At 73.3% G+C, this 17,803-nt stretch carries 11 protein-coding genes; 1 reads left to right on the forward strand and 10 read right to left on the reverse strand.

Annotation, left to right across the window (positions count from 1 at the left end):
• Positions 1–67 precede the first annotated feature (67 nt).
• Complete coding sequence (locus PYR72_RS30735; RefSeq protein ID WP_275458292.1) at positions 68–3,571, forward strand: BTAD domain-containing putative transcriptional regulator; 3,504 nt, start codon at positions 68–70, stop codon at positions 3,569–3,571.
• 33 nt (positions 3,572–3,604) lie between these two features.
• Here PYR72_RS30735 and PYR72_RS30740 read toward each other — a convergent pair whose 3' ends face one another.
• From PYR72_RS30740 to PYR72_RS30785, 10 genes are all read right to left on the reverse strand, one after another.
• Positions 3,605–4,732 (reverse strand): ABC transporter ATP-binding protein, encoded by a 1,128-nt coding sequence (locus tag PYR72_RS30740; protein ID WP_275458293.1) that lies wholly within the window; start codon positions 4,730–4,732, stop codon positions 3,605–3,607.
• On the reverse strand, positions 4,725–6,497 hold the full coding sequence (locus tag PYR72_RS30745) for an iron ABC transporter permease (protein ID WP_275458294.1): 1,773 nt from the start codon (positions 6,495–6,497) through the stop codon (positions 4,725–4,727). The genes PYR72_RS30740 and PYR72_RS30745 overlap by 8 nt, the downstream gene beginning before the upstream one ends.
• Positions 6,498–6,545: 48 nt before the next feature.
• The gene (locus PYR72_RS30750) at positions 6,546–7,700 is read right to left on the reverse strand and encodes an extracellular solute-binding protein (RefSeq protein WP_275458295.1); all 1,155 of its coding nucleotides are present in this window, start codon (positions 7,698–7,700) and stop codon (positions 6,546–6,548) included.
• A gap of 128 nt (positions 7,701–7,828) precedes the next feature.
• The gene (locus tag PYR72_RS30755) at positions 7,829–9,322 is read right to left on the reverse strand and encodes a DUF6177 family protein (protein WP_275458296.1); all 1,494 of its coding nucleotides are present in this window, start codon (positions 9,320–9,322) and stop codon (positions 7,829–7,831) included.
• Positions 9,319–13,335, reverse strand: a complete 4,017-nt coding sequence (eccCa, locus tag PYR72_RS30760; RefSeq protein WP_275458297.1) for a type VII secretion protein EccCa — start codon at positions 13,333–13,335, stop codon at positions 9,319–9,321. Before eccCa ends, PYR72_RS30755 begins: the two co-directional genes overlap by 4 nt.
• Before the next feature lie 34 nt (positions 13,336–13,369).
• Positions 13,370–14,275 (reverse strand): type VII secretion protein, encoded by a 906-nt coding sequence (locus PYR72_RS30765; protein WP_275458298.1) that lies wholly within the window; start codon positions 14,273–14,275, stop codon positions 13,370–13,372.
• Positions 14,276–15,143: 868 nt separating this feature from the next.
• Complete coding sequence (gene eccD, locus PYR72_RS30770; RefSeq protein WP_275458299.1) at positions 15,144–16,532, reverse strand: type VII secretion integral membrane protein EccD; 1,389 nt, start codon at positions 16,530–16,532, stop codon at positions 15,144–15,146.
• Between the two features lie 16 nt (positions 16,533–16,548).
• Positions 16,549–16,854: a hypothetical protein gene (locus PYR72_RS30775; RefSeq protein WP_275458300.1), complete on the reverse strand. Its 306-nt coding sequence runs from the start codon at positions 16,852–16,854 to the stop codon at positions 16,549–16,551.
• A gap of 42 nt (positions 16,855–16,896) precedes the next feature.
• A complete protein-coding gene (locus tag PYR72_RS30780; RefSeq protein ID WP_005486398.1) occupies positions 16,897–17,208 on the reverse strand; it encodes a pore-forming ESAT-6 family protein in 312 nt (103 codons plus the stop codon).
• Between the two features lie 44 nt (positions 17,209–17,252).
• Entirely contained in the window at positions 17,253–17,585 is a 333-nt protein-coding gene (locus tag PYR72_RS30785) for a hypothetical protein (RefSeq protein ID WP_275458301.1), read from the reverse strand.
• Between the last annotated feature and the right edge of the window lie 218 nt (positions 17,586–17,803).

Genomic DNA, 17,803 nt, shown 5'->3' on the forward strand with positions numbered 1-17,803 from the left:
GAGAGTTTCGCCTGGTGAGGCCGCCGCCGGTGGCGGTCGGCGGGGATGCGGGGAGAAGCAGGGGTGCATGCCTGAGCAGTTGGGGGCCTGGCTCCGTTCCCGTCGGGCGCAGCTGGGACTGAGCCAGCGGCAGCTCGCCGAACTATCCGGTGTCAGCACCCGCAGCATCCGCGAGATCGAGCGGGGCCGGGCGCGGTCACCGCGCAGTCCCTCGGTGCTCAGGCTCATGGAACTACTGGAACCGGACACGGTGTCGGAGCCCGGCGACGAACGGCGACTCCGCGTCGACGTCCTCGGTCCCCTCGTCCTCCACGTGACGGGCCGGCCCACCGAACCCGGCGCGGCGAAACAGAGCGCTCTGCTGGCCCTGCTGGGTCTGCACCCGGGCACCACCGTGTCGCAGGACGAGATCGTCGACACCCTGTGGGACGGCCGGCCTCCGGCCAGCTCCCTGAACCTGGTCCACACCTACGTGGCCCGGCTGCGCCGATTACTCACCCCGGCGACACACCCCGACGACCGGCCCGGCGGTGTACTGCGCAGGACCCGGACCGGCTACGTGCTCGACCTGGACGAACAGGACTCGGACGCGGCCCGGTTCACCGCCCTGGCCGCCCTCCCCGAGGACACCGACGAGGCGTACGCCCAGGCCGAGTCGGCGCTGCGGCTGTGGCGCGGTGCCGTTCTCCAGGACATGCCGTCCCGGCTGCGCGAGCACCCCTCGGCCGTCACTCTCACCCGGCTGCGGCTGACGGTGCTCCAGGCGTACGCCGACAGCGCCCTGGCACGGGGCACGACGGAGAACGCCCTCCACGAACTGCGCAGGACGGCCGATCTGGAGCCCCTGCACGAAGGGGTGCACGCCCGGCTGATGCTGGCGCTCGCGGCCTCGGGCGAGCAGGCCGCCGCGCTGAGCCTGTACACGGCCCTGCGCGACCGCCTCGACGACCAGCTCGGCGTCCGTCCCGGTCCCGAACTGACCGACGCCCATCTGCGGGTCCTGCGCAGGGACTTGCCCCGCCCCGCCACCGCCCGTACGACCGTGTCCCCGGCCCCCGCACCCTCCACCCCGCCGGTCGTCCCCGCGCTCCTTCCCTACGACGCCGCCTTCTTCACCGGACGTGCCGATCACCTGGCCCGGCTGGACGCCCTGCTGCCCGCCGCCGGGGAGGGGCCCGCCGGGAGGAGCGGGGTCTGTGCGCTGACCGGCGCGGGGGGAGCGGGCAAGACCGCTCTCGCCGTTCACTGGGCGCACCGGGTGCGCGACCGCTTCCCCGACGGCCAGCTCTTCGTGGACCTGCGCGGCCACTCGCCGGAGGGCCCGGTGCGCCCGGTGGAGGCGCTGACCCGGTTCCTGCTGGCGCTGGGGGTGGCCGCGGACCATGTTCCGGGGACGCCGGAGAGCGCGGCGGACCTGTACCGGACGCTGGCCGCCAAGCGGCGGCTGCTGGTCGTGCTGGACAACGCCGTGGACGCGGAGCAGGTCCGGCCGCTGCTGCCCGGCGGCCCCGGCTGTCTGGTGCTGGTCACCAGCCGCGACCGGCTGGCCGGACTCGCCGCCCGCGACGGCGCCCGGCGGATCGGGGTGGACGTGCTCAGCCCCGAGGAGTCCCGGCTCCTGCTGCATCGCACCCTCGGCGCGGAGCGCGTCGACGCCGACCCGCGCGCGGCGGCCGAACTCGCCCACGCCTGCGGGCACCTCCCCCTGGCGCTGCGGATCGCCGCCGCCAACCTCGACCACACCCCCTGGCGCACCCTGGAGGAACAGGCCGCCGAACTGCGTGACGGCGACCGGCTGTCCGCCCTGTCCGTCACCGGTGACGCCACCACCGCCGTACGCAGTGCCTTCGACCTCTCGTACCACGCCCTCGACGCCCCGGCCCGGCGGATGTTCCGGCTGCTGGCCCTGGTGCCCGGCCCGGAGACGGGCCTCGATGCCGCCGCGGTCGTCGCGGGCCTCGCCCCCGCGGAGGCCGCCGTGCTGCTGGAACGGCTCACCGCCGCCCATATGCTGCGGGAGCACCGGGCGGGCCGGTACCGCCGCCACGACCTGGTCGCGCTGTACGCGGCCGAGCGGCTGCGCCTGGAGGAGACCGTCGCCGACCGCCGCGTCGCCTCCGAGGCCCTGTACACCTGGCTCCTGACCGCCACGGGCCACTGCGCCCGGCTGCTGTACCCCGGCCAGCCACCCCTGCCTCCCACCGGCACCGGCACCGGCACCGACGACGACGATGGCGAGGGCGAAGGCCCGGGTGACGCCGTGCCCCCGCTCCGCATCCCCGACGCCGCCGCGGCGATCCGCTGGCTGGACGACGAACTGCCCAACCTCGCCGCCGCCGTGCAGCAGGCCGCCGGCGAGTGCCACCCCGCCTCCTGGCGGCTCGCCGACGCGCTGCGCGGCCACTCCTGGACCCGTAAGACCGCCGTGGACTGGGCGGCCCTCGGCCGGGCCGCCCTGGACGCCGCCCGTGCCGCCGACGAGCCCGTGGCCCAGGCCGCCATGCACAACCTGCTCGGCGCCGCGGAACTCCACCAGAGCCTCCCCTTCGCGGCCATCCCCCACTTCGAGCAGACGCTCGCCCTCTCCGAGGCGGGCGGCTGGCCGGAGGGTACGGCGGTGGCGCTCACCAACCTCGCCAGTGTGAACTGGCTCGTCGGCCGGCTGACACGCGGTGCGGAGTACCTGGAGAAGGCCACGGAGATCGACCGGCGCAACGGCATGCCGGACGGCCATCCGGTCGTCCTGCTCACGCTCGGCATCACCCTGCGCGACCTCGGCCGGCTGACCGAGTCGCTGGACCGGCTGCGGCGGGCCGAGCGCGCTCCGCGCGACCTCGGCTCCCAGCACAACGGCATCCTGACCCACGCGAACCTGGGACGCACCCTGTACCTCCTCGGGGATCCCGCGCGGGCGACGCACCACCTGGCGACCGCCCTGACGATGGTCCGGGAGAGCGGCGAACAGGGCAGCGAGGCGTACGTGCTGCGGTTCCAGTCCTCCGTCCGCCGCGACGCCGGTGACCTCACCACCGCCCTGGACATGGCGACGACCGCCACACGCCTCTTCGACCAGGACGGCGAGGAGTACTACCGCGCGGACGCCCGTATCGCCCTCGGCAGCGTCCTGCTCGCCCTCGGCCGCCCCGGCGAGGCGGATGTCGCCTACCGGGAAGCGCTCAAGCTGGCCGAGGAACGTGGCGCGGACGAACTGCGGGCCCGTGCCCTGCTCGGCCTGGCCGCCGTGACCGGCCTGCCCGACCGCGAGCAGATCTCCCACGCCCTGGAGATCGCCCGGGGCACGGAACACCTGCTGGTGCAGGCGGAGGCCCTGACCGCCCTGGCCGGTGCCGAACTGCGGCACGGCGAAGCCGCGGTCGCCGCCGCCCACGCCCGCGATGCCCTGGCGGTGCACCGCTCCACCGGCCACCGCAAGGCCCAGGCCGACACCCTCGACATCCTCGGCCGCGCCGTCGCCACGACCGGGGAGGAGGACCCGGCCCCGTACCGGACGGAGGCCGCGGAGATCTTCCGGTCCCTCGGCATCCCGCGCGGAGACCGAGACCCCCGGTGACCCGGGCGGCCGGGTCACCGGCCACCGCCACCCTCACGTGGTGACCGTCAGCAACTCCCGCTGTTCCTCCGGCAGTTCCACCCGGTCCGCGTACAGCAGCGCGTGCCCCGGGTCGAAGACCAGCGCCACCTCGCCCGCCAGCCCTCCGTTGCCGCTCAGCACCTGCACCACCTGGTCGCCGAGGCGCACGTCGTACTCGTAGCGGGAGCCGACGTAGGAGCTGGTGACGACCTGGGTGTCGAGGCGGTTCATGGCCGTCGGGGTCTCGGCCGAGGCCACGACCTCCAGGCGTTCGGGGCGGACCGCGACCGTGACCGAGTCGCCGGTCGGGACGCGGCGGTCGCTGTCGACCCGTACGACCTCCCCGCCGGCGTCCAGGAGCACGGTGTGCCGGGTGCCGTCGACGCTCACGACCTTGCCGGTGAGGAAGTTGCAGCGGCCGACGAAGGCCGCCACCGCCGGCGCGGCGGGCTTCTCGTAGATCTCGTGCGGAGTGCCGATCTGGATCATGTTGCCGCCCTCCATGACCGCGATCCGGTCGCTGAGCGCGAGGGCCTCGTCCTGGTCGTGGGTGACGTAGACGGTGGTGATGCCCAGCTCCTCCTGGAGCCGCTTCAGCCAGGCGCGGGCCTGCTCGCGCAGCTTGGCGTCCAGGTTGGAGAGCGGCTCGTCCAGGAGCAGGACCGTGGGGGAGTACACCAACGCCCGTGCCAGGGCCACGCGTTGCTGCTGGCCGCCGGAGAGCTGGTGGGGGTAGCGGCCGCTGAGCGCGGCCAGGCCCACCTTGTCGAGGGCGTCGTGGATCAGTGTCCTCTGCTTGTCCTTCGGGACCTTGCGGATGTTCAGCGGCAGGGCCAGGTTCTTCGCGATGGTCATGTGCGGCCAGAGCGCGTACGACTGGAAGACCATGCCGAGGTTGCGCTCCTCGGGGGGCAGGAAGACCCCCGCGCCCGCGTCCACGAAGGGTCTGCCGCCCACCGCGATCGAGCCCTCCGTCGGCTGCTCCAGGCCGGCGATGCAGTTCAGCGTCGTCGACTTGCCGCAGCCGCTCGCGCCGAGCAGCGTGAAGAACTCGCCGTCCTTGATGGTGAAGGTGACGTCCCGCAGGACGGAGTTGTCGCCGAAGGTCTTGGCGAGGTTCTTGACGGTCACCTCAGGCATGGTGCTTTCCCTTCATGAGCAGTCCCGCGAGTGCGACGAAGACCGCGGTGATGCCGATCTGGAGGGTGGCCAGCGCGGCGACGGATCCGGCCCTGCCCTGCGTCCAGAGACTGAGCATGGTGGTGCCGAGGATGTTGTTGTCGGCCGAGGAGAGGAAGACGGCCGGGGAGTACTCCTTGAGCATGATCACGAAAGTGAGGATCAGCGCGCCCGCGAACGCCGGGGTGATCAGGGCCCGCAGGACACGGAAGAAGGTCATCAGCCAGTCGGCGCCGGAGACCCGGGCCGCGTTGTCCAGCTCCCCGCCGATCTGCATGATCGCCGGGGCGACCGAGCCGAACGCGCTGGGCAGGGCCCGCATGCCGAAGGCGATGACGACGGCGTAGATCGTGCCCTGGAGGACGGACCCCACCCCGAAGGGCGCGAGCGCGAAGGCCCAGAAGAAGCCGATACCGATGATGATGCCGGGCAGGGACTGCGGGATCAGGGCCAGGTACTCCACCGCCCGGCCGAAGCGGAACGTCGAGCGCCGGGCCACCATCACCGCGAACACGGCGAGGGCGGAGACGGCCACCGAGCCGACACCGGCCACGATCAGGCTGTTGTAGAGGGACTGCACGTAGTTGTCGGAGTCGAGGACCAGCTCGTAGTTCTTCGTCGTGACCGTCCGGAACGGCGACTGCAGCGGCGTGAACACGAGCGTGAAGGACCGCATCACCAGGCCGGCGATCGGGACGAGCGCGCCCACGATCACGTAGAACCAGATGCACACGATGCTGACCCACTTCAGCCAGCCGAGGTCCAGCTTGCGCGGCCGGGTCACCTTGCCGCGCACGGACACGAACCGGGCCGCGTCCTTCAGCAGCTTCGCCTGGACGGCGACCAGGCTCAGGGTGACCACGAGGATCACGGTCGAGGCCGCGCCGAGCATCGTGTAGTCGGGGTCCACCGACTGAAGTCCGTTGTGGTACAGGAAGGTTGAGAAGACGTCGATGCTGACCGGCTGGCCGTAGAGCAGCGGCACGCTCAGCGTCTCGATGGAGACGGAGAAGACCAGGATCGCCGAGTACACGATCGGCGGCCGCAGCAGTGGCACGACCACCTGCGCGAGGATCCGGAAGGGGCCCGCCCCGCAGACCTGTGCGGCCGATTCGAGCGAGGCGTCGGACTGCCGCAGGGCGTTGGCGCAGAAGACGTAGGCGATCGGGGCGAGCGCCACGGCCTCCGTGAGCGCCATGCCGGGGATCGAGTACAGGTTCCACGGCACCGAGCCCAGCAGCTGCTGCACCTTGACGCTGACGAACCCGGCCGGGCCGTACATGATGATCCAGCCGAAGCCCAGGATCAGCGACGAGATGAAGAACGGCCACTGCATGGCGAGGGCGATCAGCCGTCCGCCCGGCAGCTTGGTGCGGACCACCACGATCGCCATCGGGATGGCGATCGCCAGGCTGAGGACCGTCGTCAGCGACGCGAACAGCAGTGTGTTCAGGGCGACTTCACCGAAGCCGGCCTTGGTGAACAGGTCGGTGTAGCCGCTGAGGGTGAAGGCCCCGCCCGCCTCGTAGAGCGGGCGGTTGCGGATGCTCTGGTAGAGGGTCGGGACGATCGGGGCCAGCACCAGCACGGCGAGGAACGCCAGGACCGCGTACTGGACGACCGTGTCCCGTCCGATGCCGAACGGGCGGCGGTAGCGCGGGGGCCGGAACGTCTCCGTGGGTGACTCGTCCGCGGGTGTGCGGGGAGGCTGGGTGAGGGTTGACATCTGAGCTGACTCCGATCGTCCTGGGGACCTGGCTGCCTGCGGAGCCCGCTACTTGCGCAGTCCGTCGAAGCGCTCCAGCCAGGCCGCGGAGTCGTCCTTGGAGACCGGCTCGTACTTGACGTGGATGATGTTCTCCTCGCCGACCGCGTCCACGACCTCCTGGTAGGTGTGCAGGCCCGGGCCCTTCACCCCGTCGCGGTACGAGGCGAGACCGCCCTCGGCGACCGCGCGCTGGCCCTCCTCGGAGAGGGCGAAGTCCATGAAGAGCTTCGAGGTCGCCGGGTGCGGCGCCTCGGCGGCGATGCCCATGCCGCGCGGCAGGACGACCGTGCCGTCCTTCGGGAAGACGATCTTCACCAGGCCCGCGCTGTCTTCCACCACGGGGTACGCGGGGGAGGCGCTGATCAGGAAGCCGGCCGTGTACTCACCGGCGACGATCTTCTCCAGCTGGGTGCCGGAGGAGGTCTCCGGGCGGGTCAGCGGCAGGATCTTCTTCAGGTCGTCCCACGCCTCCGGGTTGCCCTCGGTGAGCGCCCGCGTGACGGTGAAGCCGAACGAGCCCTCCGGGTCACGGACCGTCACCTTGTTCTTGAACGTGCCCTCGTCCGAGGTCACGATCTCGGCGAAGTCCGTCAGGGTGGTCGGCGGGGTCTCCATCAGCGAGGTGTTGTACGCGATCGTCATCGGGTCCTGCGACAGCGAGTACACGCTCGGCAGCAGCTCGGCGCTCGCGCCCAGCTCCTTCAGCTCCGGCGACCTGTACGTGAGGACCGTGTCCTTGCGGGCCGAGAAGTCCGACCACGCGGTCGCCGCGCTGGAGATCAGCACGTCCGCCGGGGAGGAACCGGCCGCGTTCTCCGACAGGGTCTTCTGGAACAGCTCGTCGCTGTCCAGCTCGTTGACGGAGACGGTCTTGACGAAGCCGTACTTCTTCTTGAAGTCCCGGACGATCGGCGCCATGTTCTCGTCGCCGAGGTTGGAGTAGACGGTGAGTTTGCCGCCCTCCTTCTCCGCGGCCGCGATCAGGTCGGCGTAGTCCGCCGGGTAGTAGTCCGGCACCTTGCCCGCCGAGATCTTGTTCTCCGCCACCTTCGGCGCGTCGGTGTCCCCGCCGCCGCAGGCGGCCAGGGTGCCGAGCGCGAGCGTCGCGGCGCACGCGGTGACGATGCTGCGTCGGGTGCTGGTCTGGCTTGATCTGGCCATGGTTCTCCTCCTGGCGCGTGCCTGCTGGCAGCTGTTGCCGGGAGGTTAGGGACACAGGTCAGGCCGGTAAATGCCGTACCCGTCAGAGCTCGTACTGCTCTTAGTGGTCGTTGTGTCAGTGACGCGAGTCACCCGCGCTGAACAGCGGCGGATGGCCGGGAACCATCGCCCCTCAGGTGTGCCGTCAGCTGCTGGAGCCGCCCCCACGCCTCGGTGTCCGCGCCGTCCCCGAGGCGGTAGTGCAGTGCCGGACGGGCCGTCGGGCCGAGCGGGACCGCACGGACCTCGACCGGGGGCCGCCGCGCCCGGTCCAGGCCGATGCCGTACACGTCGTCCGGGCCGAGCGTGAAGGCCACCGGCAGCGGCGGGCCCTCCAGGCGGGGCGCGGTCGTCAGGTCGGCGCGCGCCGCACGCACCGACGCCAGCATGGTCTTCAGCCCGTGCTCCCGGACCAGCGTGCCGGCCAGCGCCTCGATCCGGTCCAGCGGCGGTTCCTCACCGGCCGCGTACCCGAGGGTCAGGACCGCGTCCTCCTCCACGCCCTTCGTCGTCCGCGTCACCCGGACCGTCGCCAGGGCCGGCCGCTCCGGGGCGCCGACGACGACCAGCTGCGACGGCTCGGGCGCCCGCTCCCGGGTCAGATCGGTCAACTGCCGCCGCGACCAGGGGAGATTGACCGGTTCGGCCGTGCCCCAGCCGGCCGGCGGCGCCCCCGTCAGCTCCCGCCAGGCCGCCTCCAGGGCGCCGCCCAGCAGCAGCCGCTCGTCGGCCCGGTGCACCGTACGGAGGGCGACGATCAGCTGCCGTCCGGGCGCCTCGTCCGCCGGGGAATCGGCCGGGGAGTCCGCCGCGCCCTCCGCCCGGCCGCCCGCCGCGTCCCGCTCCGGCGCGCCCGCCGGGCGCGTGAACGCGGCGGCCACCGCCGCCGTCCCGTCCTCGGCGAACGCGGGCGAGAACGCCCCGTCCCGCCACCGCAGCACCGCCCCCGACAGGCCGTCGTAGTACCCGCACTCCGGGTCCTGGACGACCCAGCGGTGGGGGACGCGCGCCAGCGTCGTACGGGCGGCGGGCGTCAGGCGGACGCCGCGCGGCGTCACGATCTGCAGGGACCGCCGGGACGCCACCGCCGTCCGCATGATCTCCGCGAGCCAGCTGGTCAGGGCCACCACCGGCCGGTCGACGAGGACGACGGCCGCGTGCTCGGTCACCACGTCCACGGCGGGCTGCCCCGCCCCCGCCGACGGTACGGCGGACACGTCCACCACCTGGGTGCTCGCCGCCCCGGGCGGCCAGGTGGAGCCGCCCAGCAGGGCGTTGAGCCGCCCGCACACCACACCCGCCAGCCGCTCCGCCTCCGGCACCGCCGTGGACGCCCGCGCCTCCGTCCACCAGAACGGAGCGCTCACGGCCTCGCCGAGCAGCCGCTCCGCCTCGCCGGGCACCTGCACCAGCACCGGCGCCTCCACCGACACCAGCGGACGCCCGCCCGGCCCGTGCAGCTGCACGACCGCGCCCTCGGCCGCCGCCGACAGGTCCAGGTCGGAGCCGCCCGCGTACAGACTCGTCATGAGGGCCCACACATCGGGCATCTTCGGGGTGAGCGCGATGACGTCCCTGGTCACGGGCGGTCGCCCTCCTCGCTGTCGAGTGCCGTCTGGATCAACTGGTGGGCCCGCCCCCGGCGGACCAGGGTGCCCCGCCCCGGCGGCTGCGCCGAGGCGTACAGACCGGGGAAGAGCTGCCCCTCGCTCCGCTCACCGGTCATCAGCAGCGCGGCCGTACCGGTCTCGCGCAGGGTCTGCAGCAGCGGCTCGTACATCGCCCGGGAGGAGCCGGCGACCCGGCGGCTGATCACGAAGTGCAGCCCGATGTCCTGCGCCGAGGAGACGTACGGCAGGAACGGGGCCAGCGGCTGCTGTCCGGCCGTGGTGAGGATGTCGTAGTCGTCGACCAGGATCACGATCCGCGGCCCCGTGAACGCGGGCTCGTCGCCCGGCGCGTCCGGGTCGGCGCTCTGCGGCATCCGCTTCTCCAGCTCGCCCGCGATCCCGCTCGACAGACCCGCCGCCAGCTTCGCGTTGTGCGCGTACCCGCCCCGGTACGGCTCCGGGACAACGCCCCGCAGCCCGCGCCGGGGGTCGAAGACGCCGAAGACCAGCTCCTCGTCCGAGTACCGCTCCACGAGCCGCGCCGCGACCAGCTTCAGCAGGTTGGTCTTGCCGCACTCGTTGTCGCCCAGGATCAGCAGATGCTGGTCGGCGCCGAACAGGTCCAGCAGCGCGGGCGCCAGCTCGTCCTGGTCCACCCCGATCGGCACCCGGCGCGGCTCGGCGACCACCGACGGCAGCCGGCCGGACGGCAGCCGCGTCGGCAACACCCGTACGGGCGGGGCCAGTTCACCGTGCCAGGTGGAGCGGATCGTGCGGGCCGCCTCCTCCAGCGCCGGAACGAGACCGCCGGTCGACGGCCGCCCGTCGAGGCGGGGCAGCGCGGCCTGCGCGAACAGCCTGCCGTCGGTCAGGACCCGCCCCGGGGTGTCCGGCGACAGCGTCTCGGACAGTTTGCGGTCGACGCTCGAATCGCTCGGATCGTTCAGCCGCAGCTCCACCCGCGTCCCGAACATCGACTGCGTCGCGATCCGTACGTCGTTCCAGCGGAGCATGCCGCCCACGACGTGGATGCCGTACCCGCCGCCGCGCTTGAGCAGGTCCACGACCGTGTCGTCCAGCTCCGCGAACTCGTCGCGCAGCGCCCCGAACCCGTCGATGAGCAGCACGACGTCCGTGGACCCCAGCTCGCGCACCTTGCCCTGCGCCCGCAGGTGCCGCAGCTGGTCGACGGAGTCGATGCCGTGCTCCCGGAACAGCTCCTCCCGCTCGTTCAGCATCGTCCGCACCTCGGCGACCGTGCGCGCGGCCCGCTCCCGGTCGGCGCGCCCGGCGATCCCGCCGACGTGCGGCAGCCCGGAGAGCGCCGACAGTCCGCCGCCGACCAGGTCGAGCCCGTACACGGCCACCTCGGCGGGCGTGTGGGTGGCGGCGAGCGAGAGGGCGAGGGTCCGCAGCAGGGTCGTCTTGCCGGACTGCGGGCCGCCGATCACCGCCGCGTGGCCGCCCGCGACCGTCAGATCGAGCACCCAGTGCCCCTGCCACTGCCGCGCCGGATCGTCCAGCACCCCGAGCGGCACCCGCAACGGACCCTCGGCGGCCGCCAGTCGCAGCCCCCGCTCGTCCACCTGTACGGGCCCGGCGGCCGCGTCCAGCGTGATCGCGTCCGGCAGCGGAGGCAGCCAGATCCGCCGCGCCGGCGGTGCGGCGGAGGCGAGCTGGTCCACCATCACCGACATCACCGTCGGCCCGGTCTCCCGCTTGGTCGCCCGTGGCTCCTCGGCGACCGCCTCGACGGGCCCGCCGTCGAGCGTGTTGTACGTCGGATACGTCCAGGCCAGGGGGGTGTCCTCCACCTGCGCGGCCGGCGCGGGCCCCCGGTACGCGCCCGACACGTACCCCGCCTTGAACCGCTCGTACGTGGAGGTGTCCACCTTCAGATAGCCGAAGCCCGGCAGCGGCGGCAGATGGAACGCGTCGGTCGTGTCCAGCACGGTCCGCGACTCGTCGGCGGAGAAGGTGCGCAGCCCCAGCCGGTACGAGAGGTAGGTGTCCAGGCCCTTGAGCTTGCCGCCCTCGATGCGCTGGCTGGAGAGCAGGAGGTGGACGCCGATGGACCGCCCGATACGGCCGACGGAGAGGAACAGGTCGATGAAGTCCGGCTTGGCGGTGAGCAGTTCGCCGAACTCGTCGATCACCACGAAGAGGTGCGGGAGCGGTTCGAGGTCGGGCCGGCGGGTCGCGCGCAGGGCCGCGTAGTGCCCGATGTCGGCCACGTTCCCCGCGTCCTTGAGGACCTGCTGCCGCCGCTTGACCTCGCCCGCGAGGCTGGAGTGCACGCGCTCGACGAGCCCGGCCTGGTTCTCCAGGTTGGTGATCACGCCCGCCACGTGCGGGAGTCCGGTGAACGGGGCGAAGGTCGCGCCGCCCTTGTAGTCGACCAGGACGAGCGCCAGGTCCTCGGGGGAGTGGGTGGCGGCCAGCGCCAGCACGAGCGTGCGCAGCAGCTCGCTCTTGCCGGACCCGGTCGCGCCGACGCACAGCCCGTGCGGGCCCATGCCCAGCTCCGAGGACTCCTTGAGGTCGAGCAGCACCGGTTCATGACGGTCCGTCAGGCCGATGGGGACACGCAGGAACTCCCGCTCGCCCCGGGGTGCCCAGAGGTCGTGGAGGTTCAGCACGGCCGGGTCGTCGATGCCGAGCAGGCCGGGGAAGTCGACGGGGCCGGTGACCGGGGTGCCCTCGGCGGCCGACTCGGCGGACAGCCTGAGCGGCGCGAGCAGCCGGGCGAGACCCTCGGCACCGGCGGCGGTGACCCGGTCGGAGGTGCCGTGCGCGGGTGGGGCGGCGGCGGGGGCTGTCACGGCCAGGGGGTCCGGGGCGCGCAGGTCCTCCACCACCACCTTCTCGCCCCGCACGGTGATCCGCACCGACACCTGGTCGGGCTCGTGCACCTGCTCGGCGAGCAGGTGCAGCACGGTGACCCCCATGTCCGCCAGCCCCACCGCCGTGTCGGGCCGGGGCAGTTCGGCGGCGGTCTCGCCGTACTCGTCGCTCACGACGAGCATCCGGGACGCCAGCGCCAGCGCCTTGCGGTCGGCCAGTCCCCGGCGCACCTCGGCCGCGTACGACGCGCGTCGGCCCAGCTCGTGACGGAGGTGCCGGGCCAGCTGCGGCAGGCTCGGCGCGATCCGGCGGGCCGCCACCGGGCCGTCGTGCTCCTGCGCGTCCAGCACGTGCGGCAGCCACTTGGCCCACTCCCAGTCCGCCAGCCGCTCGCCCGGCACCCCGAGCGCCACGGCCACGTCGTCCGGCGCGTGCGTGACGGCCACCTGGACGAGGAGCGCGCGGGCCACCCGCAGCACGCCCTCCCGGTCGCCGACCACGCTGACGTTGCCCGCGCGGTCCAGCGGCACGGTGATCGGGCAGTCGTTGGCCACCGAGTAGCGGGCCAGCAGCGCACGGGCCTCGTTCAGCATGAAGGGGTCCGGCGGGGTCATCACCCCGCCCTGGTTCTGCCCGATGGCGAGGTCCGCCACGGGTACGTCACCGGTGCCGACCCGCACCCGCAGGAAGTCCGGGTCCTGCCGCCGCCGCTCCCACAGCCGGGCGGGGTCGCGCACCAGGTCGTACAGCGCCTCCGGCGGCGGGTTCAGCACCCGCGCGAGCGCCCGCCGCTCCCGCTCCCCGGCGCCGAACTCCTCGCGCAGCTCCTCCAGATACTCCAGATACCGCTCCCGCTGCGTGCGCCGGGTGCGCTGGGCCTTGCCGCGCTGGGAGAGGAAGAGGGCGACCGCGCCGAGCAGCGCGAACACCAGCACGATCGCGCCGAGTGCCGCGAACTGGCTGTTGCGGATCACGGTCATCATCACGACCGAGCCCATCACGCCCGCCATCGGCAGCAGCGCGGTCGCGGCCGTCCCGGCCTTGCCCTCCGGGAGGTTCGGCGGCGGCTCGATCGTCCGGGCTCCGGCCGCCCCGAGCGGCCGGGTGCTCCGGGCGGGCCGGTGGATCAACTGCTGGGTCACGGACGGACCCCTTCTTCTTCGTACCGGTGGTCGCTCATCGCATCCGCACCGCCCGTGTCATCGCCTCCGCCGCCAGCGTGATCGCCGCCGCCCGGGTCTCCCGGCCCAGCAGCGCGGTCCGGATGGGGCCGCCCTGGGCGAGATGACGGTCGTAGGGGACGGGGACGACGTGGACGCCGGACTCCTTGAGGTGGGCGACGGCCGTGTCCCGGTCGAGGGTGACGTCCGGGGAGGTGGCGGTCAGTGCGACGACGGTGGAGCCGAGCGCCGCGTGCGGCAGCCGGCCGAGCCAGTCCAGGACCTGGCGGGTGCCGTTGACGCCCTCGGCGGTCATCGGCGCGACGACCACGCGCGCGTGGGCCGTGTCCATCGCCGTACGGGCCACCTCGCCCGGCAGGGTCTCGCAGTCCACCACGGTCACCGCGAAGTAGCGGCGCAGGGCGAGGGTCACCGTGCGGTACGTGCGGATGTCCAGCGGGGCCCCGACCCGGCCCTGGCTGCCGGGCAGCAGCCAGCCGCCGTCGGACACCGGCACCAGGTACCCGGTGACATCGGTGAGCTGCATCGCCGGGTTGACGATGCGCGCCAGGTCGGCCGCGGCCCAGCGCACCGAGTCGGCGCCCATCCGCACCGGCAGCGTGCCGAGGGCGGCGTCCGCCTCCATGGTGAGCACCGGGTCGTGCCGGTAGTGGTTGAACGTCCGCCCCAGCAGCGCGGCCGTCGTCGACTTTCCGACTCCGCCCCGGATCGACGTCACGGCGATCACCCGCCCCGTCGTCACCGGCTGCTGCAGCTCCCGAGCGATCCGCGTCTCCTCGGCCACGTCCTGCGCGGCGGAGGAGGCGAGCCTACGGATCGACCGCCCGGTACGCCGCACCACGGAGTCCCCGTGCTGCGGCCGCCCGAGCGCGTGGGCGAGCCGGGGATCGATGGTGGGCACGGAGTCGGGCACCCGCAAAGGCGTCTGCGGCGCCCGCGCCCCCCGCCCCACCGGCACCCCGGACGAACCTCCGTCCCCCGGCACGGGCCCCTCCGGGGGCTGAGCGGCGGGGGATGCCTGAGCCACCGGTCGCTCGACGGGCGCCTGCCCGAGGGGGGTTGCCTGTACGGGCGGCTGGGCATGGTGCTGCGGCAGCGCGGGGAGCGCGTGCTGCCCGTGCTGCTGCGCGGCGGGCTCGGGCTGCACGGGTTGCTGTGCGCCGGGCGCGCTCTGCTCGGACGGCCAGGTGCCGTGGCCGGGCGGTGCCGGTGGCTGCGCGGTGGGTGCGTGCTGTCCGGGCTGTTGTGTGACGGGCTCGGGTTGTACGGGTTGCTGTGCGCCGGGCGTGCTCTGCTCGGAGGCCCACGTGCCGTGCCCCGGCTGTCCCGGTGGCCGCGCGCCCGGCGCGCCCTGCTCGGACGGCCGTCCCGCTGGCTGTGCGGGCGGCATCGTCCGCCCCTGCTGTACAGGCGGCCGCGCGGGCCGCGCCGTCGGTCGCGGCCGTTCTGCGTCTGGCGTCGGCGCCTCCCCGGCTGCCGGGCCGTACTCCGGTGCCCGCCGCGCGGAACTCCCGCTTCCGGCGAGCCCCGGCTCCCCGGCCGCCCCCGGCGCCACCGTGCCGCCGGACGCATCCGGTGCTCCCGGCCCGGCCGCCTCCCCGGGCCCGTCCGCGGACTCGGGCGGCACCGATCGCACCAACCTCAGTGTCGGTTCGCCCCGTCGGGCGGGGGCGGTGTCGTCGCCCCCGGGGGCCGGTTCCTGTCCGCCCAGCTCGCGCAGCACATCCCGCTGCCAGTCCCCTGCCTGCGCCATGTCCGGCCCCCAGCCCCTAAGCGAACGTGTCGAGCAGTCGTCCGTACACGCCGAACACTCCGATGAGCAGCGGGAACAGAGTGATGACGCCGATGGATTCGAGGGTGTCGCCGAACCGCCTGAGCCGTACGCGTACATGCTCGGCGGGCTGCACGGCGAGCACCAGCAGCGGAAGGGCGGCCAGCACGACGAGGACGGCGAGCGGACCGGCCGCCCCGCCGGAATGGTCGAGCCACGCCGAGACCAGGCGCACCGCGAACACGGCCGCCGCGCCGAGCAGCACCACGACCTCGGCGACCAGCGGGAACGCCCGCGCGCGCAGCGCGAGGACGACCATGGTCACCACGGCGAGCAGCACCGTCCACATGGTGGGCGCGCGCAGCGCGAACACCCCGGCCGCGGTCGCGGAGACCGCCGTCGTGACCGTCGCCAGCGCCAGCCCCCGGTGGGTGGCGGTGAGCGCCGCCGACACCTGGAAGCGGCTCACGGAGGTGCCGCCGGAGCGCCGGTCGTCCAGGCCGGAGAGGCCCGAGGCCATCAGCGCCAGCCGGGGCAGCAGCCCGAGCACGACCACACAGACCACCGCGAGAACGGCCCCCGCCTCGGCCTGCTCCGCCGCCGACGGCGACCCCGTTCCCGACACCGCCGCGGCGACCCCCAGCCAGCAGACCGAGATCCCGCCCAGCGCCCCCGCGCCGACCAGCCCACCCCGCCCGAGCGGGGTGAACAGCCCGAGCAGGGCGAGCGTGCCGACCCCGGCCGTGGCCAGGGCCGCGAGCCGCACCGCCCCGGACCAGTCCTGCGCCTCCGCCGACGTCCACGCGCCGAGCAGCCCCAGCGCGCCCGCCGTCGCGATCAGGGTCGTCGCCAGGCCCCGCTTCCCGGCCCGCCCCAGCAGCGCGCCCGCGAGCGCGGCCACCAGCGCGACGCCGAGCAGCGTGGCGGCGACCACCCCGGGCTCGTACGCGCTCCGTGCGAACACCCCGGCGGCCACGGCCCAGCCGACCGTGGCGAACCCGGCGGTCACCCGGCGCGTGGCCGGCCGCCAGCGCCCGCCGCGGGCGTCGAGATCGTCGGCCGCCTCGTCCGTGACGTCGTGCACGACGGGCGCCGACGGCGCGTCCTCGGCCCGGACGAGGCGCAGGACGGCCCCGTCCGGAACCCCGGCCGACTCCAGCGTGCTGTCGTGGGCCAGCGCGGAACCGTCCGCGGTGACCAGATGCCGCAACTCGGGCCGGCCGCCGACCCGGTCGTCCAGCAGCCGCATGATCTCCGGCAGTAGCAGTCCGACCTGCTCGCGCGAGGGCAGCACCAGGTCCACCCGCCGTCGCTCACCGACCAGCGTGACCCGGCTGAGCGCGCTCCGCGCCCCGCCGGCGGCCTGCCCCAACGTCCCCGTAGACATCACTTGATCGAACCTATCACCGGGTAGAAGTGCTGGTCGGGGCCGTGGAGACCGCTGTGGAGACCGAAGGGGAAGGGGTGCCGGACGGCTGCACCGAACCCCCGTACGGGCTCTTGCCGATGATGCGGTTCGACACGAAGGACCACCCCACACACCCCGCGCACAGCACCGCCGCGATGACGATCCCGGCGAAGACCCTCCCGATCCGTTCGTCCACCGAGCGCCGCTGCCGCTGCGCCCCGAACAGCAGGGCGTCCCGCAGCCGTCGGCGCCGCACCGACACCGACTCCAGCAACTGGCTGTCGTAATCCTGCGCTGCCACGGCTACGGAACCCCGTTCGCTTCGTCTCTCGGAGCCGGCCCGTCAGCCGATCTGGTCGACCGCCGCGCGGGCCTTCGCCAGGGTGGACTGGGCGGTGCCGTCGTTCTGTTCGAGCGTGGTGCGCACCAGGCGGATGATCTCGCGGACCTCGCCCGCGGCCTTCTTCCAGCGCTCTTCCTTGCCGTGGTAGTCGTCCGAGACGCCGTCGGCCTGGAACTCGGTCATCGCGGCCTTGACGGCGGCGTCACGGTCGCCGAGGACCCGCTCCAGCTGTCCCACGATCGTGCCGAGCGCGGTCTGCACCTCGCCGGAGGCGCCGGTGTCGTACGAACGGCGGTCCTGGTTCTGAGCCATGAGTACTTCCCCCTAGTTTCCTGCTCGTCGCTGCTCGTCGCTGCTTATCGGGCGCCGAAGCGGGCCGCGTCGAAGTTGGCCAGGCCCATGTTCTGGTTGGCGTTGTCCTGGGACTCCACGTCACCGGTGCCGAACGCGTTGTCCATGCCCGACTGACCGCCCAGGATCGCGGCGAGCGAGCCGTTCAGATCGGCGGTGATCTCGTCCGCCCGGCTCTTGAACGAGTCGAACGCCAGCTTGCCCGCGCCGTTGAACTTGCCCTCCAGCGGTTCCGCCGCGCTGATCAGCAGCTGGATCAGGGTTCCGAGGTCGTCGCTCGATCCGAGCGTGCTCTTGCCGAGGTCCGCCAGGGTCGTCGACCCCATGTCGAACTTCACGTCGTGTCCACCCCCGTGTGTCGGTTCACCTACGTCCCGAACATGCTCTCCCACAACCCGTTGCACCCGCAACGCACATGCCGGTGAAGTGACATCATCGGGACATAATTCGAACAGTCTTGTGCCGCCGTCCCGTCGGCCGTGCGGCCACCTCAACGGCCGTACCACCCACCCGCGTTGGCATACCAAAGAATTTTCCGCACCCGGTGCAACCCTCC

This window comes from Streptomyces sp. VNUA24, assembly GCF_029167005.1.
Classification (GTDB): domain Bacteria; phylum Actinomycetota; class Actinomycetes; order Streptomycetales; family Streptomycetaceae; genus Streptomyces; species Streptomyces scabiei.